At 40.6% G+C, this 23,847-nt stretch carries 22 protein-coding genes; all 22 read left to right on the top strand.

Features of this window, described 5'->3' with window-relative positions:
• The first annotated feature begins 35 nt into the window (after positions 1 to 35).
• The 22 genes from AC1DOK_RS21100 to hisA all read left to right on the top strand — a co-directional run bounded on the left by AC1DOK_RS21100 (position 36) and on the right by hisA (position 23,812).
• The gene (locus AC1DOK_RS21100) at positions 36 to 1,160 is read left to right on the top strand and encodes an ABC transporter ATP-binding protein (RefSeq protein ID WP_477556290.1); all 1,125 of its coding nucleotides are present in this window, start codon (positions 36 to 38) and stop codon (positions 1,158 to 1,160) included.
• A gap of 145 nt (positions 1,161 to 1,305) precedes the next feature.
• On the top strand, positions 1,306 to 2,247 hold the full coding sequence (hprK, locus tag AC1DOK_RS21105) for an HPr(Ser) kinase/phosphatase (protein WP_477556291.1): 942 nt from the start codon (positions 1,306 to 1,308) through the stop codon (positions 2,245 to 2,247).
• 43 nt (positions 2,248 to 2,290) lie between these two features.
• Positions 2,291 to 3,223: a prolipoprotein diacylglyceryl transferase gene (gene lgt, locus AC1DOK_RS21110; protein ID WP_477556292.1), complete on the top strand. Its 933-nt coding sequence runs from the start codon at positions 2,291 to 2,293 to the stop codon at positions 3,221 to 3,223.
• Between the two features lie 52 nt (positions 3,224 to 3,275).
• Entirely contained in the window at positions 3,276 to 3,923 is a 648-nt protein-coding gene (gene ppaX, locus AC1DOK_RS21115; protein ID WP_477556293.1) for a pyrophosphatase PpaX, read from the top strand.
• Positions 3,924 to 3,925: 2 nt separating this feature from the next.
• Complete coding sequence (locus tag AC1DOK_RS21120) at positions 3,926 to 4,417, top strand: acyltransferase (protein ID WP_477556294.1); 492 nt, start codon at positions 3,926 to 3,928, stop codon at positions 4,415 to 4,417.
• A gap of 240 nt (positions 4,418 to 4,657) precedes the next feature.
• Positions 4,658 to 5,581, top strand: coding sequence for an ABC transporter permease (locus AC1DOK_RS21125; RefSeq protein ID WP_477556333.1), 924 nt, complete (start codon positions 4,658 to 4,660; stop codon positions 5,579 to 5,581).
• A 35-nt stretch (positions 5,582 to 5,616) separates the two neighbouring features.
• Positions 5,617 to 6,516: a carbohydrate ABC transporter permease gene (locus AC1DOK_RS21130; RefSeq protein WP_477556295.1), complete on the top strand. Its 900-nt coding sequence runs from the start codon at positions 5,617 to 5,619 to the stop codon at positions 6,514 to 6,516.
• 51 nt (positions 6,517 to 6,567) lie between these two features.
• Complete coding sequence (locus tag AC1DOK_RS21135) at positions 6,568 to 8,247, top strand: extracellular solute-binding protein (RefSeq protein WP_477556296.1); 1,680 nt, start codon at positions 6,568 to 6,570, stop codon at positions 8,245 to 8,247.
• A 125-nt stretch (positions 8,248 to 8,372) separates the two neighbouring features.
• Positions 8,373 to 9,944 carry a response regulator gene (locus AC1DOK_RS21140; RefSeq protein ID WP_477556334.1) on the top strand — a complete coding sequence of 524 codons (1,572 nt, stop codon included), beginning with the start codon at positions 8,373 to 8,375 and terminating at the stop codon, positions 9,942 to 9,944.
• A gap of 29 nt (positions 9,945 to 9,973) precedes the next feature.
• Complete coding sequence (locus tag AC1DOK_RS21145; RefSeq protein WP_477556297.1) at positions 9,974 to 11,746, top strand: sensor histidine kinase; 1,773 nt, start codon at positions 9,974 to 9,976, stop codon at positions 11,744 to 11,746.
• 62 nt (positions 11,747 to 11,808) lie between these two features.
• Entirely contained in the window at positions 11,809 to 13,284 is a 1,476-nt protein-coding gene (locus tag AC1DOK_RS21150; RefSeq protein ID WP_477556298.1) for a methyl-accepting chemotaxis protein, read from the top strand.
• 259 nt (positions 13,285 to 13,543) lie between these two features.
• Positions 13,544 to 14,674 (top strand): branched-chain amino acid ABC transporter substrate-binding protein, encoded by a 1,131-nt coding sequence (locus AC1DOK_RS21155; RefSeq protein ID WP_477556299.1) that lies wholly within the window; start codon positions 13,544 to 13,546, stop codon positions 14,672 to 14,674.
• Positions 14,675 to 14,749: 75 nt separating this feature from the next.
• Positions 14,750 to 15,664 carry a branched-chain amino acid ABC transporter permease gene (locus AC1DOK_RS21160; RefSeq protein ID WP_477556300.1) on the top strand — a complete coding sequence of 305 codons (915 nt, stop codon included), beginning with the start codon at positions 14,750 to 14,752 and terminating at the stop codon, positions 15,662 to 15,664.
• Between the two features lie 4 nt (positions 15,665 to 15,668).
• Entirely contained in the window at positions 15,669 to 16,685 is a 1,017-nt protein-coding gene (locus AC1DOK_RS21165; protein WP_477556301.1) for a branched-chain amino acid ABC transporter permease, read from the top strand.
• 15 nt (positions 16,686 to 16,700) lie between these two features.
• Positions 16,701 to 17,483 carry an ABC transporter ATP-binding protein gene (locus AC1DOK_RS21170; RefSeq protein WP_477556302.1) on the top strand — a complete coding sequence of 261 codons (783 nt, stop codon included), beginning with the start codon at positions 16,701 to 16,703 and terminating at the stop codon, positions 17,481 to 17,483.
• On the top strand, positions 17,480 to 18,217 hold the full coding sequence (locus tag AC1DOK_RS21175; protein ID WP_477556303.1) for an ABC transporter ATP-binding protein: 738 nt from the start codon (positions 17,480 to 17,482) through the stop codon (positions 18,215 to 18,217). Before AC1DOK_RS21170 ends, AC1DOK_RS21175 begins: the two co-directional genes overlap by 4 nt.
• A 234-nt stretch (positions 18,218 to 18,451) precedes the next feature.
• Entirely contained in the window at positions 18,452 to 19,666 is a 1,215-nt protein-coding gene (locus AC1DOK_RS21180; protein ID WP_477556304.1) for an ATP phosphoribosyltransferase regulatory subunit, read from the top strand.
• On the top strand, positions 19,663 to 20,289 hold the full coding sequence (gene hisG, locus AC1DOK_RS21185) for an ATP phosphoribosyltransferase (RefSeq protein ID WP_477556305.1): 627 nt from the start codon (positions 19,663 to 19,665) through the stop codon (positions 20,287 to 20,289). Before AC1DOK_RS21180 ends, hisG begins: the two co-directional genes overlap by 4 nt.
• Before the next feature lie 126 nt (positions 20,290 to 20,415).
• Positions 20,416 to 21,702, top strand: a complete 1,287-nt coding sequence (hisD, locus tag AC1DOK_RS21190; protein ID WP_477556306.1) for a histidinol dehydrogenase — start codon at positions 20,416 to 20,418, stop codon at positions 21,700 to 21,702.
• Positions 21,703 to 21,758: 56 nt separating this feature from the next.
• Positions 21,759 to 22,370, top strand: coding sequence for an imidazoleglycerol-phosphate dehydratase HisB (gene hisB, locus AC1DOK_RS21195; RefSeq protein WP_477556307.1), 612 nt, complete (start codon positions 21,759 to 21,761; stop codon positions 22,368 to 22,370).
• Positions 22,371 to 22,372: 2 nt separating this feature from the next.
• Positions 22,373 to 23,005, top strand: a complete 633-nt coding sequence (gene hisH, locus AC1DOK_RS21200; RefSeq protein WP_477556308.1) for an imidazole glycerol phosphate synthase subunit HisH — start codon at positions 22,373 to 22,375, stop codon at positions 23,003 to 23,005.
• Positions 23,006 to 23,077: 72 nt separating this feature from the next.
• The gene (gene hisA, locus AC1DOK_RS21205) at positions 23,078 to 23,812 is read left to right on the top strand and encodes a 1-(5-phosphoribosyl)-5-[(5-phosphoribosylamino)methylideneamino]imidazole-4-carboxamide isomerase (protein ID WP_477556309.1); all 735 of its coding nucleotides are present in this window, start codon (positions 23,078 to 23,080) and stop codon (positions 23,810 to 23,812) included.
• Positions 23,813 to 23,847 lie beyond the last annotated feature (35 nt).

Below are 23,847 nucleotides of genomic sequence, written 5' to 3' on the forward strand. Positions count from 1 at the left end.
ATACTTAATCCAAACATTTCGAGGAGGGTTTCATAATGGCTGGCGTTCGCTTAAATCACATTGTGAAGAAATACCAAGGTAATGATGAGGCTACTGTTAAAGATTTTCATTTAGAAATTCAAGATAAAGAATTCGTTGTACTTGTAGGTGCATCTGGTTGTGGTAAATCAACAACTCTTCGTATGATCGCAGGACTTGAAGAAATTTCAGAAGGCGAATTGTACATTGGAGATCGTCTTGTAAATGATGTAGCTCCAAAGGATCGCGATATCGCGATGGTTTTCCAATCCTACGCTTTGTACCCGCATATGAATGTATACGACAATATGGCATTTGGTTTGAAGCTTCGTAAGTTCAAGAAAGCCGATATTGACAAGCGTGTACGTGATGCAGCTAGAATTCTTGATATCGAACATTTGCTTGATCGTAAACCAAAAGCTCTTTCCGGTGGTCAGCGTCAACGTGTTGCCTTAGGTCGTGCGATCGTGCGTGAGCCTCAAGTCTTCTTGATGGATGAGCCTCTTTCAAACTTGGATGCTAAACTTCGTGTACACATGCGTGCTGAGATTGCTAAATTGCACAAACGTCTACAAACAACAATCATCTATGTAACGCATGACCAAATCGAAGCTATGACAATGGGCGATAGAATCGTTGTTATGGACAAAGGTATTATTCAACAAGCGGCTTCTCCTGAAGTCATTTATAATACACCTGCAAATATGTTCGTTGCTGGTTTCATTGGATCTCCTTCCATGAACTTCCTTAACGGTTCCGTTGTTGATAAAGGTGGTTCCCTATACTTCCAAGGTGAAGGCGCAAATGTAGAAATTCCTGCAGGCGTTGCTAAAACTTTGAAAGATAAAGGTTACACTGGTAAAGCTGTTGTTTTGGGTATTCGTCCTGAAGATTTCCACGAAGAGCCAGTATTCTTAGAAGCTTCTCCGAACTCAATCGTGAATGCAAGCATTGAAGTATCTGAGAACTTAGGTCATGAAATGTACCTATACCTAAACGGAATTGGCACAGGCACAATCATTGCTCGTGTAGATGGACGTTCCACATTGAAAGAAGGAACAACTGCGAAGCTTGCTATTGATATGAACAAAGTTCATTTCTTTGATAAAGAAACTAGTCTATCTATTCTTTTTGAAGGATAATAACTAATTTAATAAAGGCTTATCGGTTTACACCGGTAAGCCTTTTTATTCGTTATCATACGTTTAACGGTTAGATGAACAAAGTTGATTTCTATGCTCCTTTCTATTACGATGGGAGTATCGTAGGAAGAAGGGGACATGAACGATGCCTGAAAAAACGAAAGTTTCGGATTTAGTAAGTGCGTTTCGCTTAGAAATTATTTGTGGTGAAGAAGGATTAAAGCGACCTATTACTGTGGCAGATTTATATAGACCTGGACTTGAAATGGCGGGCTATTTTAATTTCCATCCGCGGGAGCGAGTGCATATTCTAGGACGTACAGAAATTACATTCTACACTCAGCTGACCGAAGAAGAGCAGAGAGACCGCGCAAGGAAGCTATGTGAATCTGATGAAACACCTTGTATTGTTGTAACAAGAGGTTTGCCTGTTCCAACTATACTGATTGAAGAAGCTTCTGAGGCTCATATGCCTGTTCTCCTTACTAGCATGCAAACAACAACAATGTCTTCTAGAATTACAGGATATTTGGAGAAGAGACTTGCCCCATCAACGACCATTCATGGCGTTCTTGTGGATGTATATGGTGTGGGTATGTTGATAACTGGCGGTAGTGGAATAGGTAAGAGTGAAACAGCACTAGAGCTTGTTAAGCGCGGTCATCGCCTTGTAGCTGATGATGCTGTAGAAATCCACCAAACAGAGGATCGAGTACTCACAGGTACAGCGCCTGAGTTGATTCGTCATCTACTCGAAATTCGTGGTGTAGGTATTATTAATATGATGACCTTGTTTGGAGCAGGTGCGATCCGCAATCTGAAGAAAATATCAGTTGTCGTTATGCTTGAGAACTGGCAACAAGACAAGCAATATGACCGCCTTGGACTGGATGAAGAGACGACACAAATCATTGATACACATTTGCCGCTCGTAACAATTCCTGTTAGACCAGGTCGTAACCTTGCGGTTATTATTGAGGTAGCAGCAATGAATTTCAGGTTGAAGCAGATGGGTTATAATGCTGCATTACAATTTACGAATAAGCTAACGGAAACAATTGCGCTAGATATGGAAGAAATAGATTGAAGATTAGATTACCAAGTAGATAGCTTATATAAGGGGATGAACTATGTTTAGTCAGATAGCTTTTAATATAGGTCCTATACCGATTTATTGGTATGGTATTATCCTAGCTACAGGTGCCTTAGTTGGTATGCTGCTTGCGGCTCAGGAAGGTAAACGGTTTGGTATAAAACCAGAATTCTTTATGGATTTATTGCTAATTGGAGCAGTGGTAGCTATTATCTGTGCACGTATTTATTATGTTGCATTTCAATGGGATCAGTATAAGGATAACCCGCTTAAAATATTTGCGATATGGGAAGGTGGTATCGCTATTTATGGGGCATTGATAGGAGCAGTAATAGCGGCTATATTCTTGACCAAGAGAGAGGGCTATTCCTTCTGGAGAATTGCTGATATTGCAGCACCAGGTCTTCTAGCTGGACAGCTTATTGGACGTTGGGGTAATTTTGTGAATCAGGAAGCTTATGGTGGTCCTGTGAGCGAAACCTTCTTGCGTAATACACTTCATTTACCAGATTTTATTGTTAATCGAATGTTTATTCAAGGTGAATTTCACCATCCTACATTCTTATATGAGTCTGTTTGGAATTTGATTGGTTTATTATTGATTGTCCTTTGGCTGCGCCGTAGAAATTTCATGCGCGCTGGTGAAATGTTTATGTGTTATCTGATTTGGTATTCGATAGGCCGTTTCTTTATTGAAGGACTTCGTACAGATTCACTCTCCTTTACAGGTCCAGAATGGCTAGCAAGTCTTATGAATGCGCTGTGGTCCCCGATGGAGCTTGTGTTCGAATGGGGCGCAATGACTTACGGTGGTAACATCCGCATTTCGCAATTGGTAGGTGTTCTGACTATTATCGGCTGTATTGTGATTATAGTTGTTAGAAGAAAGACTGGAGCATCTAAAGAACGTTACTTAGATCCCATTGTTTCAACCAAGGTAGTAGAAACAACACCTCAAGCGAAGAATTAAAAGCTTAGATCGAGATAGAATTTGGCATCTTGCATACAAAGGAGCGGGACAGATGATTCCTACTGTACTTTTTGATCTTGACGGTACCCTATTAGACACGAATGAATTAATCATTCAATCATTTCTTCATACATTAGAGGGAAGAACGTCAATACCCTATACAAGAGAAACATTAATACCGCATATGGGAAGACCGTTAATTGATCAACTTAAATTTTTCACAGGACTAGATGATGTTGAAGAACTCACTCAAATTTATCGCGCTTATAACTTTAGTAGACATGATGAACTTGTAACTGCATTTCCACATGTTCGTGATACATTAGCACAGCTACATGCTGCTGGCGTGAAGATTGGTATTGTAACTGTGAAAATCCGCAAAACGACTGAAATGGGTTTGCACTTATGCGGCTTAATGCCTTATATCGATTCGATTGTAACGCTTGAAGAGGTTGAGAAGCCTAAGCCGGATCCTGAGGGGATTTACCGCGCGCTCAAAGAGCTTGGAGCCGAGGGGACAGAGGCAATTATGGTGGGGGATTCCCATTATGATATTCAAGCAGGACAAAATGCGAACTTGATAACAGTAGGTGTAGGCTGGTCGCTTAAAGGTCGTGAGTATTTACAACGTGAGAATCCAACTTACATCATCGACGATATACGTGAACTATTACCGATTGTAGGAGTTATGGAGGCGTAAGCTTGAGAAACGTCGATCGATATCCCGTTCAGGGGTCGAACTCTTTATGGCAAATATATAAGACGGTCAGTAGATGGAAGGGAATACGTAACTTTATCTTTATCCAGATTACCCGTTACTCTCCATCCTTACAGCTTAAGAATTGGATATTTCGCCGCGTTCTTGGAATGAAGGTTGGGCAGAACACTGCCTTTGGGCTTATGGCCATGGTTGATGTTTTTTTTCCAGAGAAAATAACGATTGGTGATAATTCCATCATAGGCTATAATACAACTATTCTAGCGCATGAATATTTAATTAATGAGTATCGACTTGGTGAAGTAAGAATTGGATCCAACGTGTTAATCGGTGCTAATTGTACGATTCTACCAGGGGTTACTATTGGCGATGATGCTATCATAGGTGCTGGATCAGTTGTCCATAAAGATGTTGCAGCAGGGAGCTTTGTAGCGGGTAATCCGTTAAGAGTCATTCGTACTGCAGCAGACAACTGATGTCGAGTGGAAATACAATATTATGCGTATATAATATAAAGGCAGTAAAGAACTTGATATTAAAGTTCTCTACTGCCTTTAATTATTTGTTGAAACCCGTGAATTGTATAAAGTTTGTTGATATATATAATATTTCGTTGATTTGATAAATAGTTGGGGTTAGGTTTTCCCTATACAATTAGGTTATACACTGTAGCAGGGGGAGTGCTTATGGAACCAACGAATCTAGCACCAAAAAAAATGATTAAAACGCAAGAACCCGGCTTATTTAAGAGAATGGTGAAGCAATGGGATATTCAATTAATGGTGTTACCAGCACTTATCTTTATTTTTATATTCAGCTATATCCCAATGTATGGTGTGTTAATGTCGTTCCAGGATTACAATCTCTTTAAAGGATTTTGGGGTAGCCCTTGGGTTGGATTCAAACATTTTGAAATGTTTTTTAATAGTCCTGATTTTATGAGAGTTATGAAAAATACGATTGTCATTAGCTTTTTGAAGTTCTTCATTGGATTTCCTGCACCAATTATTCTAGCTTTAATGCTGAATGAAGTTCGTAAAATGGCTTTCAAGAGAGTTATTCAAACAGTCAGTTATTTACCGCATTTCATGTCTTGGGTAATTGTGTCGGGGATGGTCATTTCAATCTTATCGACCGATAACGGGAGTCTAAATATTCTGCTAATGAAGCTTAAGATGATAGAGGAGCCCGTTAATTTCCTTACTCTTCCCGAATACTTCTGGGGAATTCTTGTTACAACTGGCGTATGGAAAAGTATTGGCTTCGGTTCAATTGTATACTTAGCCGCTATTGCAGGGGTGAACCCACAACTGTACGAAGCAGCTTCAATTGATGGAGCTAGCAGATTCAAACAAATTTATCTGATTACTATTCCAACGATTATGCCCGTGATCATTATTTTTATGATTTTAGCCATAGGTGATTTAGTTAGTGCAGGATTTGAGGATATCTTGTTACTCGGGAATGACGGTATTCGGAATGTATCTGATGTTATTGATACGTATGTGTACCGCGTTGGTATTCAGAATCAACGATATTCTTATGCTACCGCAGTAGGGCTGTTTAAATCAGTCATTAGTGTGGGTCTACTTGCAATGGCTAACTATTCTGCTCGTAAGAGTGGGAACAGCTTATGGTAAACATCAGATTAATGGAAATGGGGAACTGATTCATTATGGCGAGAACAAGCTTCGGTGATAAAGTGATGGTTACATTCATTTATATCTTTTTAATCATTCTTGGATTTGTTACCTTCTATCCATTTTGGAATTCTGCGGTCATCTCATTCAATGCTGGACTTGATACAGCACTCGGTGGTGTTACGTTCTGGCCGAGAGAGTTTACACTAGGGAATTATGAAATTGTTTTTAAAGATAAGAGGCTGATCAACGGATTTATTGTTTCGGTTTTAAGAACCGTGGTCGGAACGGTACTAGCCATATTTTGCACCGCTATATTTGCTTATGGTATGTCCAAAAAGGGGCTTATTGGAAAGAAATTCTATATGGTCGTATGTATCGTAACGATGTATTTTAGCGGTGGATTGATTCCTTATTTTCTCGTTATTCGTTCGCTGGGCATGATGGATTCGTTCTGGGTGATGGTTGTCCCTGGGCTAATCAGCGTATGGAATATGATTATTTTCCGAACCTTCTTCCTTAGCTTGCCTGATGGGTTAGAGGAATCAGCCAAAATGGATGGCTGTAACAACTGGGGGGTCTTCTTCCGAATTGTACTCCCTTTATCTGGACCGGTTATTGCGACGTTAGGGTTATTTACAGCGGTATATCATTGGAATGATTGGTTTACACCTAGCATCTTCATTAATGATATCGATCTATTACCGATTCAAACCAAGCTGCAACAAATTCTGAAAACGAACATTATGCGAGAACAAATGTCTCAAATGAGCTCTGCTGCACAAGCTGCGATGTCACGTATGAAGAATAATATAACGACCAAATCACTGACGATGGCTACAATGATGGTTGCTACAGTTCCGATCATGCTCGTTTATCCTTTTGTACAGAGGTATTTCGTCAAAGGTGTTTTGATTGGTTCATTAAAGGAGTAGTTTAGAGCCTCTTGGCTTTGAACATAGATTATTATATAACGAAAGGGGTTCATGGAATTGAGTAGACTTAAAAAAAGGCTTTCTACTTCACTAACGCTTTCGCTAGCAACTGTAATGCTCTTAGCAGGATGTTCGTCCGGTAAAGAGGCTGTTACACCAACGGAACAACCCAAAGGAACGGAGGCTACTAAGGCTCCAGTAGCAACTGAAGGTGCTGTTAAGAGTGCTGGAATCACACTTGGAGATAAGCCGATTGATTTCACATTTTATGGACACTACGATTGGTATACGATGCCTCCTTGGGGTGAAGATGCTGCTACAGCTTGGATTAAGGATAAGAAGAAAGTTAATGTTACAGCTATTCAGTCTGGGGGTAATGCAGAGCAAAAGCTTAGTACAATGATTGCCTCCACATCACTTCCTGATGTCATCTGGTTAGATCGGGGTAAGGACGTAGAGAAATTGCGCGAAGCAGGAATGCTAGTAGCTTTGGATGATTATATTGAAAAGTACCCGAATCTTAAAAAATGGACGAACGAATCAACGCTGAACTTATTGCGTTCATCTGATGGCAAGATCTATCAATTCCCGAACTGGTATACGACTAGACCTAACGGTAACGCAGGTTATGTCATTAATATGAAAATTTACAATGAGCTTGGAGCTCCGAAGCTAGAGACTTTTGATGATTTATATAGTTACTTGAAGCTTGTTAAGTCCAAAGCTAATGGTGTTACTCCATACGATCCAGGTATTGAAGGTCAAGGCATAGATTTATTAATGTCAGGATTTGCAATCGATTACCCAACAACCTATGTTGCGAGCCGTGCTGTACCGAAAGGAGATAAATTAACATCCATATTTGCTGATCCTGTTTATCGTGAATCAGTTGTGTATGCAAATAAATTGTATAGTGAAAAGTTAATTACACAAGATGCATTAACCCAAACGCAAGATCAGGTTAAAGAGAAATTGTTAACGGACAGAGTTGCTGTATATGCAGATTCAAGTCCAACTGAAGCTTCTGCTTTGGGTCATAATGCACTAAAAGCACAGGATCCGAATCATCCGGGGTATAACATGATTTGGCCATTACACAAAGAGGGTGTAGATAAAACTAAAGTTTGGCCAGGGGATTGGACTCAGCTTGGATGGAATGTTAGTGTAATTACCAAAAATGCGAAAGATCCTGAGGCTATCTTTGCCTTCCTGGATTGGTATACAGGTGAAGAAGGAATGCGTACCATTTTCTGGGGACCAGATGGTCTATATTGGAATGGCGTAGATAGTGAAGGCGGTCCACAATTTAATGATAAGTATTTCTCAGATAAAGAAGAAGTAAGTAAATTGATGAACACAACCAATGAGTTTCAGTGGGCTGGTAATACTGTTTATGTCGATTCAACGAAGTCTCGTATTGAAAATAAGCTACCTGTTGAGAAGCGCAATTGGGAAACAAGATGGCAGTCTGAAATTACTTGGAAGACACAATATAATAGCACTCAGTTCCTGAATATGGCTCCACCACCAGAGTCCGAGGAAGGCATTACTGCACAACGTATTGATGATATTTTCAAAGAAACTCGTGCGCAAGCTCTATATGCTAAGAGTGCAGAAGATGTTATTAAAATTCTAGATAAAGCAGAGAAAGACGCTCAAAGCGCTGGTTATGAGAAGCTCTTGGCTTACCAAACTAACGTATGGCAAAAGAATCTTAAAGTTATGAAATAAAATAATTTCATCCTTAAATGGAACAGGGTATACTCATTGTATACTCTGTTCTTGTTCATAAATAAGAAAGTATAAGTTATTGATCACTTGTATGCTGACAAATAATGGATTGGTAGGTGATAATCCTGTATAAAGTGCTGCTTGCCGATGATGAGACACTTGATTTGGAAGGTTTACTTAGATTTATCCCCTGGCCAGAGCTACATATGGAAGTTGTTGCTGCTGTGAACAGCGGATTTGCAGCAATTGATGTCCTTGAAAGAGAGAAAATTGATATTCTGGTTACAGATATTCGAATGCCGAACATGTCAGGTTTGGAGTTAGCTAGAAGAGCACTTGAGAAGTGGGATGATATCAGAATTATTTTTATCAGTGGACACAAGGATTTCAATTACGTTAAACAGGCAATTTCATTAAAGGCTTATAGTTATGTCTTAAAGCCAATGGATGACAATGAATTAATCGAATCTTTAGTTAAAATAAAAGTAGAGCTCGATCGAGATAAGAAACGTAATGAAACAGAACTTGCCTACAAACAAGTGATGCCAATCGTTCAAAATGAGTATTTATTGCAACTGCTCGAAGGTTCGACGGATCGACATGCTTTGAATGCACTCTTTACAGGTAATGATAACGATTCTATCGTTTGGCCTGTTCGAATAGCTGTACTAGAGATTGATGATTTATCTTGGAAGTTAAATCCTTATAGTGATGCAGAGCAGCAAGACATACTGAATGCATTTAGCACTCGGATGTTTGCCTTATGCCAACAACATCGGATCGGAAATGTCTGTAAAATTACGAGGCAGCGTATGGCGTTGTTATTAGAAGGCAGCGAGCCTGATTTATCTATTTTTGGGGAATGGATCGTTGATGTTACAAACAACTTCCCCTTTACAATGACTGTTGGTGTAGGAGGGGGAGCGACGAATTTATCGTTACTCCGTCAATCGTATCGCGAGGCGATAGCTGCACTTGAGTATAAAATGTTCGATGGAAAAGGTAAAATAATCGATTCGGGTGACCTTCACAGAGCTGAAATTGAAGATGCGCATAACCTGGATATACGGCTTGATGCTTTATTTTCCTCGATGAATAATTATGAGCTTGTACGTATTCATGATGAAATTGAGGGTTTGTTCAAATTGACGACTACTTTACGATCTAGCCTATCGATTCATAATTTCTCTATGTACATCATCATGAAGCTTGATGGTTATTTACATACCTTGAATGAGGACTTGTTTCAAGTCCTTGATATGGAATTCAAGAATCTGGATATCTTGCTACAGTTCGAGACCATTAAAGATATTCGCTCTTGGCTCACCAAGAGAATGTACGAAATATCTGAAGTTTTGCATCAAAAGAAACAAAAGAAAAATTGGAAATTAATAAATGAAATAGAGAAATATATGCGAGATAATCTGCAAGATAACATTACATTACGTGATGTGGCTAACCGTTTCTCGTTTTCTCCCAATTACCTTGGGTTTATGTTTAAGGAAGGCAAAGGGAAGAACTTCAGTGAATATGTAGTGGAATTGCGCATGGAGAAGGCTTCGAATTTACTGAAAGATCCGACAATCAAAATATACGAAGTTGCGAGTCAAGTTGGCTATCGTCACCTACCCTATTTTAGTAAACAATTCAAAGAGACCTATGGAATAACACCAAATGATTATAGACGACAAAGTTAAGCGGCTACCTCTAACGGGGAAAGGAATTTATGGAGACGAACAAAACGCGGAGGTTTCTTCCATTCGGCTATAAATTAATGCTATCTTACTGTTTATTTCTTCTTGTACCTGTAGTGATCGTAGGAGCACTGGCAAGCTCAACTTATGTGTCATCGATCAGAGAGCAGACCAGTAATAATCTTCATGGCACACTTCAGCAAATTAAAGATAATATCGTATATAAATTGGAAAGCACGGAGCGGGTGAGCGATTTACTCTATTATGATCTAGCCTTAGCTAAGCGATTAAAGCATTATGAATCAGGCTGGGTTAGCTATGAAGCAACAACACAATATTTGATGCCAAAGTTTAGTCAGACTGTTGAATCAACGAATCACGGATTGTGGCTTTCCATCTACTTACATAATGAAACACTACCAGAAATCTATTATTCGCATGAAAATATGAATCCGTTTTCTAAATTAGGACGATTTTATGAGCAGTATCATATTCAGCGGATTCTGAATGAAGAGTGGTACAAGCAGTTCCCACCTGAGAAATATGGAGTTACGATGGAGTGGAAACAAATTGAAGACGACATAAGCTATGAGCATATATCTCTCCTTCGTAGAGTTGTGGATAACGTAAATCCACTTCAACTCAAAGAAATTGCGTTCATTCGAATTGCAGTCAGCATGTCCGACTTATTTCAAAGCGTTGATTACAAGAAAATTGGTGAGGGCAGCGAGATTTATGTTGTCGGAGAGGGCAATAGAATAGTTTATTATTCAGGAGACCATGAAGGGCAGATTAAACAAACCTGGAGCGATAGCTTATCAGAAGATAATTTAGTTATTAAAGAGCAGCTTCCAGGGATGAATTGGACGTTAGTAACATTTATTCCGAATAGTATCATACAGAAAGATGTATCAAAGGTTTTCATATTTACGTTTATTATCTGTTTCTTATGTTTTATTGTATTTTTCTTTATAGGCGGATTCATTACAAAGTACTTTACTAAAAGGGTATTTAAAATTGTATCGGTGTTGAATGCTTTTCGAGAAGGTGATTTTCATAAACGTATGCCCAATACTGGGAATGATGAATTTTCTCAAATTACTTCAGCACTAAATGAGATGGGTAAGAACACAGAGGAACTGATTCAAGAAGTGTATTTGACGAATATGCAGAAGAAAGAAGCCGAGCTTGAAACGCTGCAAGCGCAAATTAATCCTCATTTTTTATACAATACGCTATCTTCCATTAGTCGATTATCGAAGTTTGGGGAAGCGGAGAAGCTTCAACAAATGGTGCTCGATTTGGCTAAATTTTATCGGTTAACACTGAATGAAGGAAGGACCATCATTCCGGTAGCGAAGGAAATTGAACAAGCGCAAGCCTATATTAATATTCAAAAAATAAAGTATGGTGATAGGCTGAGTGTCCTGTATGAAATTCAAACTGACATCTATAGGTACGACACGATTAAATTAATCCTACAACCTTTGATCGAAAACATTCTAGAGCATGCTTGGTTTGGTGATCGGATTCATATTCGAATCGTTGGTTATTTGGAAGAGGATATCATTACTTTCAAAATTATCGATGATGGTGTCGGCATGCATCCTCATCTTATTAAGCAAATATTAGCACCAATGGGGAGTCCGAACGTCGGATACGGTATTCGGAATGTAGATCAACGGATTAAACTTCATTTTGACAAAAAATATGGTCTTTCAATTTATAGTAGACTAGGCATTGGCACATCCGTAATTATTCAAATCCCAGCTTTTCAAGATAATGAAAAAAAGGAATATAGATGAATCTGTCGAATGATGGATTAGATAGAATTTGAAACTTGAAGTTATTGGGGATGTGCATATAGATGAATGAGAGCATCACGCATAATAGGAATCGCTTAGTCGTAAAAGTTTTGTGGTTTTGTTTGTTGCTTGGTATAACAGCTGTTATTGCTATAGGGCAATCTCCTCAAGTTATTTATACAGTGGCTATCGCAGGATTTATCTTAATTACTATACCAGCCGTACTCGTGTGGAAAAAACGGTTTATTCGACAAACGGTTTATGTTATTACAGTCTGTTTGAATCTATTAACCTTTATAATTATTGAGTCTGATCATACGATTGGTTCTTTTATGATGATTTTTTTCGCGCTCGCAGTTGTAACACTTTATAATAACCGTTTCCCAATATTGTTAAGTGGATTCCTTGGAATCGGGATGAGTATTTATTTCTTCATACAATACAGTGATACAATTTTCCATGGTCAATTCATTAGCACGATAGCAATCGTCGATTTGATCTTCTTTTTAGTCACACTAACGTTGTATTTTCAAGCTAAGATTGGCAGTCAACTGCAGATGGATACGGAATTGAAGCAGAATGAGGCGCTTGTTTCGAAGCAGGAAATGGAAAAAGTCATTATTCAAGTTAAAGCTGTGCTTGATGAGATGAAATCCTTCCAAATTGGGCTAGAGCATAATATGGAGAGTACTTCTAGGGTTTCGCAAGAGTTATCGATTGCCTTTGGAGAGATAGCCAAGGGTGTCGAGCAACAGGCAGTTAGTGTGAATGAAATTGGGGAAGCTATTGGTTCGATGGGGTTAAAAATCGAATCTGTAACCAGTAGCGCCGATCTCATGAGCAAATTAAGTGAAGAAGCAAGTGGAATTACAAGGCAAGGAAACGATCAGATTACGAAGTTAAGTAACGAAATGGGTAGAGTGGGTAAGTCTCATGAGGTTACGGTGTCAGTCATTGAAGAGCTTCAGCAGCAAATGAGTGAAATTAGTGGGATTACGGAAGTAATCGGTGGGTTAGCGAGACAGACGAATTTATTATCGCTCAATGCAGCAATCGAAGCTTCAAGAGCAGGTGATGCAGGGCTAGGGTTCGCTGTAGTTGCTCGAGAGGTTCGGAAGCTATCTGAGGAATCTGCTGGAGCAGTGAATCAGATCAATCAAATAGTAGAAGCGTTACAGCATAAAGTGACACAGACAAGCCAAGAGGTTGAGAAGAGTTCTTCGGCTATTGAGGCAAGTACGTCTGCTGTTCAAATCGTAACAGAGATGTTTAGTCAAATAGATGATAGAACTCATCAAGTATTCGAACGCGCCGATGATGTTGATCGAGATATGGTTGTACTCCAAACATCAAGTCGCAACGTGCTGGAGGAAGCTACATCGGTCTCAGGAATTACAGAGCAACACTCGGCATCAATAGAAGAGGTAACGGCAAGTATTGAAGATCAGGAACAGCGAGTTGTTCAACTTACGGTTAGTATGAAACAACTTGAACAATTAATGACGAGACTTCAAGGCTTGGTATCGGAACAGAAATAGATCTTTTCAAGTCTCATTAATTATATAGTAGTTGCGAAGTTGATAAGGGAAGGCGTATGCCTTCCCTTTTGTGTATGTATGATCGGAAACCATTCTAGATAATGATCTAATTACTTTTACAGACTGTCATAAAATTTGTACAGTTGCTCATTAAATTCTACAGATGAAGTTCAAATAAAAGTAAATAACAACCAAATAATTGGAATTGTTTTTGCAATATGAATAAGGAAATCGAAGTATACAATAAGGGAGGTCTACAATGAAAAGAAAATGGAAACAGATCGTAATTCTTGTGGCAATTATAGGCTTGGTCTTACTAACAGCTTGTTCACAGAAATCAGGAGTAAAAGGTGAGATTCTTGTAGGATTGCAGCTCCCACTTAGTGGTAATGAGGCGAATATGGGACAGGATATGCAGAATGCATCCGAGCTTGCGGTTGAGCAGATTAATGCAGCTGGTGGAATTAATGGTAGTAAACTTAAATTGATAGCCGAGGACGACGCATGTGATCCTCAGACGGCCACAGCTGCAGCAAACAAGCTTGTATCAGAGAAAGTAATTGCAATTGTAGGTGGTTACTGTTCTGGAGCAACGATCCCAGCAACAAGTGTCTATCATCAGAATGGTATTCCTATCATTGTAAGTGCTGCTAACTCACAAAAGATAGCAGATCAGAAGTATCCTGAAGTGTTTATGATCGATGGAACAAGTATACATCAATCCGCATTAGCATCTGAGCATATCGTGATGAAGAACAAAGCTCAGAAGGTAGCAATAATTCACGATAATTCGGGTTATGCGAAGGATCTAGCTGAACTTACCAAAGCTAGTGTGGAGAAGGATGGCGGGCAAGTTATTTTATATGATGCTGTCAATCCTGATGAAAGTGATTTTTCACCACTCGTTTCTAAACTCAAACAGCTTAAGCCAGATGCAACGTTCTGGACTGGTTATTATAAGGCGGGTGGTTTGCTGATTAAGCAATTTAAGCAACAAGGTGTATCTGGATTTATTGGCGTTGGTGATGGTTCAAACGACAAATTGCTTGTGACGATTGCAGGACAAGAAGCAGTTGAAGGAACATTTATTACTACTGCACCAACTGCAGAATTTTTGCCAGATGCTAAGACATTCATCGATGCTTATAAAGCTAAGTTTAAACAAGACCCAGGCACATATTCAGCTTTGCAATACGATGGTATCTATTTATTAGCTGATGCGATTAAGCGTGCTGGATCTACAGATCGGGAAGCCATTGTGAAGGAATTAAAGAAGAGCAATATCAAATTGCTATCAGGGGTTATTGAGTTTAATGATGTGAACACCTTAAAAAAATCCAACTTTGTGGTATTAAAGATCAAAGATGCTAAGTTTGTATTAAGCGATTAGATTGTACTCCGCTATATAATGCGGCACTTTCTGGTGCCGCCTCTTTGTATATGAGATAAGGGAGGAGCAGGTAACATGCATCTTTCAATAACATTAGATATTTTTATTCAACAAATTGTAAACGCTCTTCTTATCGGCTCATTCTACGCTTTAATTGCATTAGGTTACTCGATGGTGTATGGCATTATCAAATTGCTCAATTTTGCCCATGGAGACTTGTTTATGGTCGGCGCATTTATTGGGTACACCGTGCTAACTAATTTCACAGGTACTATGGAAAGTCTCATAGGCATTGCTGTAGCTTTTCTAATTGCTATGGTAGCAACTGGGTTAATGGGTATGGGAATTGAGAAGGTGGCCTATCGACCTCTGCTCAAGGCCCCTCGTTTATCTATCTTAATTACAGCAGTGGGTATATCACTTGTACTTGAGAATGGCGTGATGGCTATATTCGGTGCCAGACCCCATATTATGCCTATAACGCTTCCAACAACAGGGTTTACTTTTCTTGGAGCTAATATTATGTATTCTCAAATTGGAATTATATTATTTTCAGGGGTCTTACTATTCGGTTTGCATCTCTTCATTCATAAAAGTATTTACGGTAAAGCCATGCGTGCCATCGCAATTGATAAAACGACATCCAGTCTAATGGGAATAAATGTTGTGAAGGTCATTGCGCTTACATTTTTCGTAGGTTCATTCTTAGCTTCCGCAGCTGGGATGATGCATGCCACGTATTATGGCAACATCACATTCATGATGGGATTCATTGTGGGGATGAAGGCATTTACAGCAGCAGTGATTGGTGGCATAGGTAATTTACCAGGTGCAATGCTCGGTGGTCTAATTTTAGGATTTCTTGAAACTTTCGGAACTTATACGGTTGGGGGCGAGTGGAAAGATGTGTTTGCCTTTATTATTTTAATTGTGCTTCTTGTATTTAAGCCGACAGGAATTCTTGGTGAAAAAGTAACGGAGAGGATGTGACCTGATGAGCGTTATTCCCAAAGCATCCACTTCAATCAATCGTTTGATACAACCCTTATCTAAAATGAAACGATTACGTCTCATTAGTATTACTTTATTATCATTGACGTTTCCACTTTACTCAGGGGGATATTGGCTTGATGTAGGATTTTTGGCTGTTTTCTATATTGTCTTAGGGTTAGGGCTCAATATTGTTGTAGGATTTACGGGATTATTAGATTTAGGTTATTCTGCTTTTTTTGCAGTGGGTGCTTATACAACAGGTATTTTAATGACTGTATATGATATAAGTTTTTGGCTCACAATTCCTATCGGAGGGGTAATTGCTGCGATGGCTGGAATTGTTATCGGATTACCTACCTTGCGTTTGCGAAGCGACTATCTTGCTATCGTTACGTTAGGTTTTGGAGAGATTGTCCGAATTTCAGCTAAGAATCTCTCTTTTACAGGAGGTTCTTCAGGGATTTACGGCATTAAAAGTCCGTTTCCTGACGCTATTCATATCGGTAACTTAACAATTAATAATTTAAGCTATTCGTATTGGGCAATGTTAGTACTAGCTTGTATAGTGATTATCGCTTCTAAGCGGTTACAGAACTCTCGACTAGGACGTTCATGGGCATACATTCGTGAGGATGAGGATGCAGCAGAAGCGATGGGAGTTAATCGAGTACGAACGAAGCTAAAGGCTTATGCCATTGGTGCTGTGTTTGCAGGCTTAGGTGGGTCTATCTTTGCTGTGAAAATGACAGCGATTGCACCCGAAAGCTTTAGCTTTATGCAATCTGTGCTAATCCTGCTTGCTGTTATTCTAGGTGGAATAGGAAGAGTGTCTGGGGTAGTTATAGGCGCCATACTTGTTATTGTCATTCCAGAGTTATTAAGAGATTTGGACAAAGTAATCAACTTAGGAATTGGCGTCGATAAGTATCGATTTTTGATATTCGGAATTGCACTCGTTATGATGATGGTTTTTAGACCACAAGGGTTATTACCAGTAAAGCATAATGGAGAGAAGTAATTGATTGGGGGCGCTATGATGCCGATCTTACAACTGAAAAATTTGCATCTGCAGTTCGGAGGGGTAACTGCAATAGATCATTTAAGCTTCGATATTCCTGACAATATTATCATGAGTGTAATTGGTCCGAACGGAGCGGGTAAAACGTCTCTATTTAATATGATAACGGGGTTTTATCAGCCTACAAGCGGGGAAATTATTTTTAATGGCAATAAGGTTGTAGGGAAGAAGCCGAGTGAAATAACAGGACTTGGTATGGCACGTACGTTCCAGAACCTTCGCATATTCCCGAATTTATCTGTGCTTGATAATGTGAAATCGGGGATGCACACGAGAACGACGCAAGGGATCTGGGGAGCTTTGCTCCATACCAAAGCTCAGAGAATGGAAGAAGAGCGGATCCAGCAGGTAGCAGAATATTATATTCAATTTGTTGGACTGGAAGCTTATAGGAACCGCCAAGCGGCAAATTTACCATATGGCGCACAACGTTATCTTGAAATTGCACGGGCGTTAGCTATAGAACCCAAAATTTTATTTCTAGATGAGCCTGCGGCAGGGTTTAACTATACAGAAAAACTTGATTTAATCTATTTAATCCGTCAAATTCGCACTGAATTTCGTATTCCTATCGTATTAATCGAGCATGACATGGGGCTGGTTAACCAAGTTTCGGAGAAAATAATCGTTCTTAATTATGGAAAGAAGTTAGCTGAAGGAACCCCTGAAGAAATTCTACTGAATCCACTTGTTATCGAAGCTTACCTTGGAACGGAAGAGGAGAGTGAAGCGATATGAGTATGGTCCTTGATGTAAGAAATATACAAACGTATTATGGTAAAATTCAAGCAGTTAAAGGTGTTTCCATATCGATCAAGCAAGGAGAAATTGTAGCACTACTTGGTGCCAATGGTGCAGGTAAGAGTACAATCCTCAAAACCATATCTGGTCTTGTCAGACCATCCGAAGGCTCTATTCACTTTCTAGATGATGATATAACAAAGGCAGAGGCGTATACCGTTGTAGAGAGAGGTTTAATTCAAGTACCAGAAGGTCGGAGAGTATTCAGTGGACTGTCTGTCCTTGAAAACTTGGAACTTGGTGCTTTCACGAAGAGGCATGATAAGCATAAGATTCATCAAAAAATAAATGAGATGTTCGATATGTTTCCGCGGCTGGCAGAGAGGAGAAAGCAAATGGCGGGAACACTTAGCGGTGGTGAACAGCAGATGCTCGTGATTGGACGTGCTTTGATGTCAGAGCCAAAGCTCCTTATGCTTGATGAACCATCGATGGGTCTAGCACCGATTATTGTTAATGAAATCATGAAAATTATTAAGAGTATTAATGAGCATAGCAAGACTGCGATTCTTCTCGTAGAACAAAATGCCAAATCTGCACTGAAGCTTGCACATAGGGGTTATGTTCTTGAGACAGGCTATATATCAATAGAAGACAATGCAGAAGCTTTACGTAAAAATGAACATGTCATTAAAGCATACTTAGGTGAATTTAGGAAGGTTACTACTTAGATCTATCACATTTTGATCGACACAATAAGCACTTACCCTCTATTATAAGTAGGGTAAGTGCTTTATTGACGTCATTTTTAAATCGTGATAAACTTAAATAACTTCATTTTGTTAGAGAGGTAACATGGTAACGCAGTAAAGCGTTTATTTTTGAATCAATTTCATAACTGATCTAAGTGGATAACACATTTAAATATATAAAATTGTGATAATAGGGTTAGGGGTGTGACAACTATGTCTAAGCCAAAAGTATTCGAGAAACCAACTGGACTGAAAGATTTTTTGCCAGATGCGGCAAAACAATTGCGTTCTGTCGAACGTCAGGTGCTAGCTTGTATGGAACGCTGGGGTTATAGAGAAATTATGACGCCCACATTAGAATTCTATGACACCGTAGGTATCGCTTCATCAACAGAAGATCGTAAGCTGTTTAAGCTTCTCGATCGTAACGGAACGATGCTTGTGCTTCGCTCTGATATGACAACACCGATTGCGAGAGTAGTTTCTTCTCTACTTAAGGAAGAGTCGTTTCCAATTCGTTTATCCTATCATGCAAATGTGTTTCGTGCCATTGAAGCGGAAGCAGGTCGGGGTGCGGAATTTTATCAGACTGGTATTGAGTTAGTAGGCGACGCATCTCCTGAGGCAGATGCAGAGGTCATAGCACTGGCTATTGCTTCCTTACAAGCAGCCGGTGTTCATCGATTTAAGATCGCTTTAGGTCATGTTGGATTTCTAAACGGTCTATTTCAAGAGATATTATCTGGCCAGACGGAGAATGAAAGGCTGCTTAAAAATTATTTAATAAATCGAGATTATGTTGGATATAGAGAAAAATTGCAATCGTTAGATCTTAATCTAGATGATCAGAGAAGATTAGAAGGTATACTGCGTCTTCGTGGTGGTCTTGAAGTAGGAGAGCAGGCATTATTGCTCACGACAGATCCTCTAGCGCAGCAGTCTATCCGTCATTTAAATGAGATCTGGCATGTGCTTGATGCCTATGAAGTTAGTGATCACGTTGTCATTGATTTGACGATGGTAGGTGATTTTGAATATTACACAGGAATGACGTTCGAAGGCTATGCTGCTGATCTTGGATTCCCTGTTTGTGCAGGCGGTAGGTATGATAAGCTTCTTGGACAATTCGGAAGGCCTGCTCCAGCTACAGGATTTGCACTCAAAACAAATCGTATTCTTGAAGTAGTTGATCCAGAACTAGCAGGTTCAACACCCAAGGTGTTACTTGTATATGATAGCGAACATCGTGTAGAAGCACTTGGACATGCAAGCAAGCTGCGGATGGACAGTAAGCTCATAATGGTAGAAACGGTTCTAATTCCTAATAATTGTGATCTTAAGTCAATGAATATAGATCAGGCTTCACTAACTTATAACAACACGGTATATAACGAAATCATCCAGTTTGTGCAAGGGGATAAGCAATGAGAGATTTACTAAAGGTTGCGATGCCAAAAGGTCGTATATACAAACAAGCATTCAAATTGTTTCATCAAGCGGGGATACCACTTCCAGAGGAAACGGATGATTCTAGAAAACTAATTATTCCATTTCCGGAGGCAGGTATGGAATTTATTATGGCTAAGCCAGTTGATGTACCTACTTATGTAGAGTATGGTGTGGCAGATATCGGAATTGTCGGCAAGGATGTGCTAATGGAAGAGAATCGAGATGTATACGAACTTCTTGATCTCGCGATTGCTCGTTGCCGTATGTCGGTTATTGCACTTCCAGATTGGAAGCCTGTTTTAAATCCACGAGTAGCTACTAAATATCCGAATGTAGCATCTCAGTATTTCCGGGAACAGGGGCAGCAGGTTGAAGTGATTAAGCTTAACGGCTCTATCGAGCTTGCGCCATTAATTGGTTTAGCAGATCGGATCGTTGATATGGTTGAAACAGGTCAAACCCTGCGAGAGAATGGTTTAGTTGAAAGAGAAGAAATATTCCAAATAACGAGTCGATTAATTGCTAATCGGGTGAGCTATCGAATGAAGAATGTTGAAATACAACGACTGTGTGACATGCTTCAAGTAAATTTAGTGAATTAGAAAATATAAGTTTTACACCTATACTTTCTAGTATTCACCTTACGAAACGCAGCCATCCTATAAGGACGGCGAAGCCGTTTTATCTTGTTGAATTAATAGTGGAACTCATAGAGGGGGAACAGCGTAATGAGAATCGTTGAAGTTAGCGAATTTAAATTAATAAGAGACGTCGAATATGGCACGCCAGAGCAGAACGAGAGTGTTCGAGTTATTTTAGATGCCGTGCGCTCAGAGGGAGATTCTGCGCTGCGTAGATTCAGTCAGCAGTTTGACGGTGTAGAAATAGACAAACTTCGTGTTGATGAGGCAGAGATCCAAGCAGCGTATACGCAGGTAGACGATAAGTTCTTGGAGGCGCTGCGCTGTGCCGCAGCGAATATAAGGTCCTATCACGAGAAGCAGAAGCGCAACTCGTGGATGGACCTGCAGGCGAATGGGAGCCTGCTTGGACAAGTGATCAGGCCGCTTAAGCGTGTCGGCCTGTATGTCCCTGGTGGGACGGCGGCGTATCCGTCGTCCGTGCTTATGAACGCGATCCCTGCACAGGTCGCGGGCGTGTTAGAGATCGTGATGGTGACGCCTCCTGCGACGGCAGGTGAAGCGGGGATTAACCCGCATATTCTTGTCGCAGCAGCGGAAGCGGGCATCACGGAAATCTATCGCATTGGCGGAGCACAAGCGATTGCTGCTCTTGCCTATGGCACCGAGACGATTGCACCGGTGGATAAAATCGCAGGTCCAGGCAATATCTATGTCGCATTAGCTAAGCGCGAAGTGTATGGTGTAGTCGATATTGATATGATTGCTGGACCTACGGATGTTGTAATTATTGCTGATGATACAGCTGATCCTGAATATATCGCTGCAGATTTACTAGCACAAGCGGAGCATGACGTATTGTCGCCCGTCACGCTTATCACCACTTCGCGCGAGATCGCCGCAAGTGTACAAACCGAGCTTGAGCGCCAGCTAGCCGTGCTGCCGCGTCGTGACATCGCCGCCGTGTCGACGGCGGAGCGGGGAACGATCGTGCTCGTAAGCACGATCGAAGAAGCTGTGCGCGTCGCGAACGAGGTCGCTCCTGAGCATATAGAGGTGCTCACGGCTGAACCGTTCGCGATTCTGCCCGCAATTCAGAATGCGGGCTCAATCTTCCTCGGCCCGTATTCACCCGAGCCGGTTGGCGACTACTTCGCAGGACCGAATCACATCCTGCCAACCAACGGCACGGCTCGTTTCTCTTCGCCGCTGAATGTGGATGACTTCGTGAAGAAGTCCAGTGTCATCCACTACAGCAAAGAAGCCCTGCTCGCGAATGGCGACATGATCATGACGCTCGCTCGCACCGAGAAGCTCGAAGGGCATGCTCGCGCGATTGAGGTTCGATTAAATAAGGAACGTCAAAGTCAGTAAATGTGAATCTTGTAGATAGAAATCTTGTATCACAAAACTTTTAGGAGGAATTCACAATGGAAAATCAGGATGCGATTACGCGTAGCCGAGCAGCTGAAATTGCACGTGTAACGAATGAGACGAATATTAAGCTTGCTTATGATATAGATGGAACAGGTATTTCAGAGATAGAGACAGATGTACCGTTCTTGAATCACATGTTGGACCTGTTTACTAAGCATGGTCAATTCAATTTGAAGGTGAATGCAATCGGTGATATTGAAATTGATGATCATCACACCGTTGAAGATATTGGGATTTGTCTAGGACTAGCACTGAAAGAAGCACTTGGCGACAAAAAGGGAATTAAGCGTTATGCATCTGTATTTATCCCGATGGATGAAGCGTTAGCGCAGGTAGTCATTGATATTTCGAACCGCCCTCATTTCGAATATCGTGCGGAATATCCAACCGCAGTTGTCGGATCGTTTGATACGCAGCTTGTCCAAGAATTTTTATGGAAGTTTGCGCTAGAAGCAAGAATTACGCTTCATGTCATTGTCCACTATGGTCAGAATACACATCATATGATTGAAGCAATATTCAAAGCACTGGGGCGAGCACTGGATGAAGCAACAACGATTGATCCTCGCGTACAAGGCGTACCATCAACGAAAGGAGTGCTGTAGTCGTGGCTACCATAGCAATTATCGATTATGGCATGGGAAACCTGCATTCAGTTAGCAAAGCAGTTGAACGGTTAGGTCATGAGACAGTCGTTACTTCAGATCCGAGTGTCATCTTAGCAGCTAATGGCGCGATTCTACCAGGAGTAGGCGCATTCGGGGATGCTATATCTAGTTTAAGGGAGACAGGGCTTGATGTGACGGTTAAACAGTATGCAGAGTCAGGGAAACCACTTCTTGGTATTTGCCTAGGCATGCAGCTATTGTTCACCGAAAGTGAGGAGTATGGTACCCACACTGGATTAGATCTTCTTCCAGGTAAAGTCGTACACTTCGTTGGTGATTATAAAGTACCTCATATGGGGTGGAATCGTCTGAAGTTCGAGCAAAGCAATCATCCACTATTTAATGGACTAGAAGAAGGGCATGCATATTTCGTTCACTCTTATCATGTATTGCCTGAGCGAGTAGAAGATTTGCTCGCAACAACAGATTATTATCAGCAGGTGTCAGCAATTGTTGGTCATGATCAGGTGTATGGTATGCAATTTCATCCAGAGAAGAGCGGTGAGCTTGGCATGCAGCTGCTGGGTAATTTTGTGGCTTTATGTGGCAGCAAAGTAAATAGCAGTAATTAATTTTGTAAGTAAGTAAACACAAGAGATTGTGATTAAATATGAGTTCATAACGGTAACGGAGGATTAACAGGTATGTCACCTTTTATAATTTACCCGGCAATTGATATTCGAGATGGAAAATGTGTTCGATTGGTGCAAGGCGATTATAACCAAGAAACGGTATACAATGACGAACCGGCAGAAGTAGCATTACAATGGGAAGAACAAGGTGCAGAATGGATTCATCTAGTTGATCTAGATGGCGCTAAAGCAGGTCAACCTGTTAATGCTGAGTTAATTGGACGCATTGCAAGCTCTGTTAAAGTACCTGTTCAAATCGGTGGCGGTATTCGGTCAGAGTCTGATATTGATCGACTGCTATCACTTGGTGTATCACGTGTTATTCTGGGTACAGCTGCTATTGAAGATCGTAAGTTCGTTCATGAGGCTCTTAGAAAGCACGGAGAGCGCATCGCAATCGGACTTGATGCTAGAAATGGTCTAGTTGCTACTCGTGGCTGGCTGGAGACATCTGACGTTAAAGCAGTCGACCTTGCTGTACAGCTTGCAGAGTATGGTGCACGCACCTTCATTTTCACTGATATTTCACGAGATGGCATGATGGGTGGCCCAAATGTGGAAGCCATCGCCCAGCTTGCTAAAGTCTCTGGTCAATCCGTTATTGCTTCAGGAGGCGTTAGCCAGTTAAGCGACTTAACTCGTCTAGCTGAACATGCAGATGCAGGTGTTAGTGGTGCAATTGTTGGTAAGGCGTTATATACAGGGGCAATAGGCCTAACGCATGCTTTACAAACAATAGGTAAGTAAGTTCTGACTATTTCTTAAAGCCATTTAAGCTGATT

Source organism: Paenibacillus sp. P5_B5, assembly GCF_056400365.1.

Excerpts from the sequence above, each read along its gene's own strand:
- AC1DOK_RS21165 (WP_477556301.1), top strand. The coding sequence starts at position 15,669 with ATGAGCGTTATTCCCAAAGCATCCACTTCAATCAATCGTTTGATACAA.
- AC1DOK_RS21135 (WP_477556296.1), top strand. The coding sequence starts at position 6,568 with ATGGAATTGAGTAGACTTAAAAAAAGGCTTTCTACTTCACTAACGCTT.
- AC1DOK_RS21160 (WP_477556300.1), top strand. The coding sequence starts at position 14,750 with ATGCATCTTTCAATAACATTAGATATTTTTATTCAACAAATTGTAAAC.
- AC1DOK_RS21155 (WP_477556299.1), top strand. The coding sequence starts at position 13,544 with ATGAAAAGAAAATGGAAACAGATCGTAATTCTTGTGGCAATTATAGGC.
- hisG (WP_477556305.1), top strand. The coding sequence starts at position 19,663 with ATGAGAGATTTACTAAAGGTTGCGATGCCAAAAGGTCGTATATACAAA.
- hisA (WP_477556309.1), top strand. The coding sequence starts at position 23,078 with ATGTCACCTTTTATAATTTACCCGGCAATTGATATTCGAGATGGAAAA.
- AC1DOK_RS21180 (WP_477556304.1), top strand. The coding sequence starts at position 18,452 with ATGTCTAAGCCAAAAGTATTCGAGAAACCAACTGGACTGAAAGATTTT.
- hprK (WP_477556291.1), top strand. The coding sequence starts at position 1,306 with ATGCCTGAAAAAACGAAAGTTTCGGATTTAGTAAGTGCGTTTCGCTTA.
- AC1DOK_RS21150 (WP_477556298.1), top strand. The coding sequence starts at position 11,809 with ATGAATGAGAGCATCACGCATAATAGGAATCGCTTAGTCGTAAAAGTT.
- hisD (WP_477556306.1), top strand. The coding sequence starts at position 20,416 with ATGAGAATCGTTGAAGTTAGCGAATTTAAATTAATAAGAGACGTCGAA.
- lgt (WP_477556292.1), top strand. The coding sequence starts at position 2,291 with ATGTTTAGTCAGATAGCTTTTAATATAGGTCCTATACCGATTTATTGG.
- ppaX (WP_477556293.1), top strand. The coding sequence starts at position 3,276 with ATGATTCCTACTGTACTTTTTGATCTTGACGGTACCCTATTAGACACG.
- AC1DOK_RS21125 (WP_477556333.1), top strand. The coding sequence starts at position 4,658 with ATGATTAAAACGCAAGAACCCGGCTTATTTAAGAGAATGGTGAAGCAA.
- hisB (WP_477556307.1), top strand. The coding sequence starts at position 21,759 with ATGGAAAATCAGGATGCGATTACGCGTAGCCGAGCAGCTGAAATTGCA.
- AC1DOK_RS21145 (WP_477556297.1), top strand. The coding sequence starts at position 9,974 with ATGGAGACGAACAAAACGCGGAGGTTTCTTCCATTCGGCTATAAATTA.
- AC1DOK_RS21170 (WP_477556302.1), top strand. The coding sequence starts at position 16,701 with ATGATGCCGATCTTACAACTGAAAAATTTGCATCTGCAGTTCGGAGGG.
- AC1DOK_RS21130 (WP_477556295.1), top strand. The coding sequence starts at position 5,617 with ATGGCGAGAACAAGCTTCGGTGATAAAGTGATGGTTACATTCATTTAT.
- AC1DOK_RS21175 (WP_477556303.1), top strand. The coding sequence starts at position 17,480 with ATGAGTATGGTCCTTGATGTAAGAAATATACAAACGTATTATGGTAAA.
- AC1DOK_RS21100 (WP_477556290.1), top strand. The coding sequence starts at position 36 with ATGGCTGGCGTTCGCTTAAATCACATTGTGAAGAAATACCAAGGTAAT.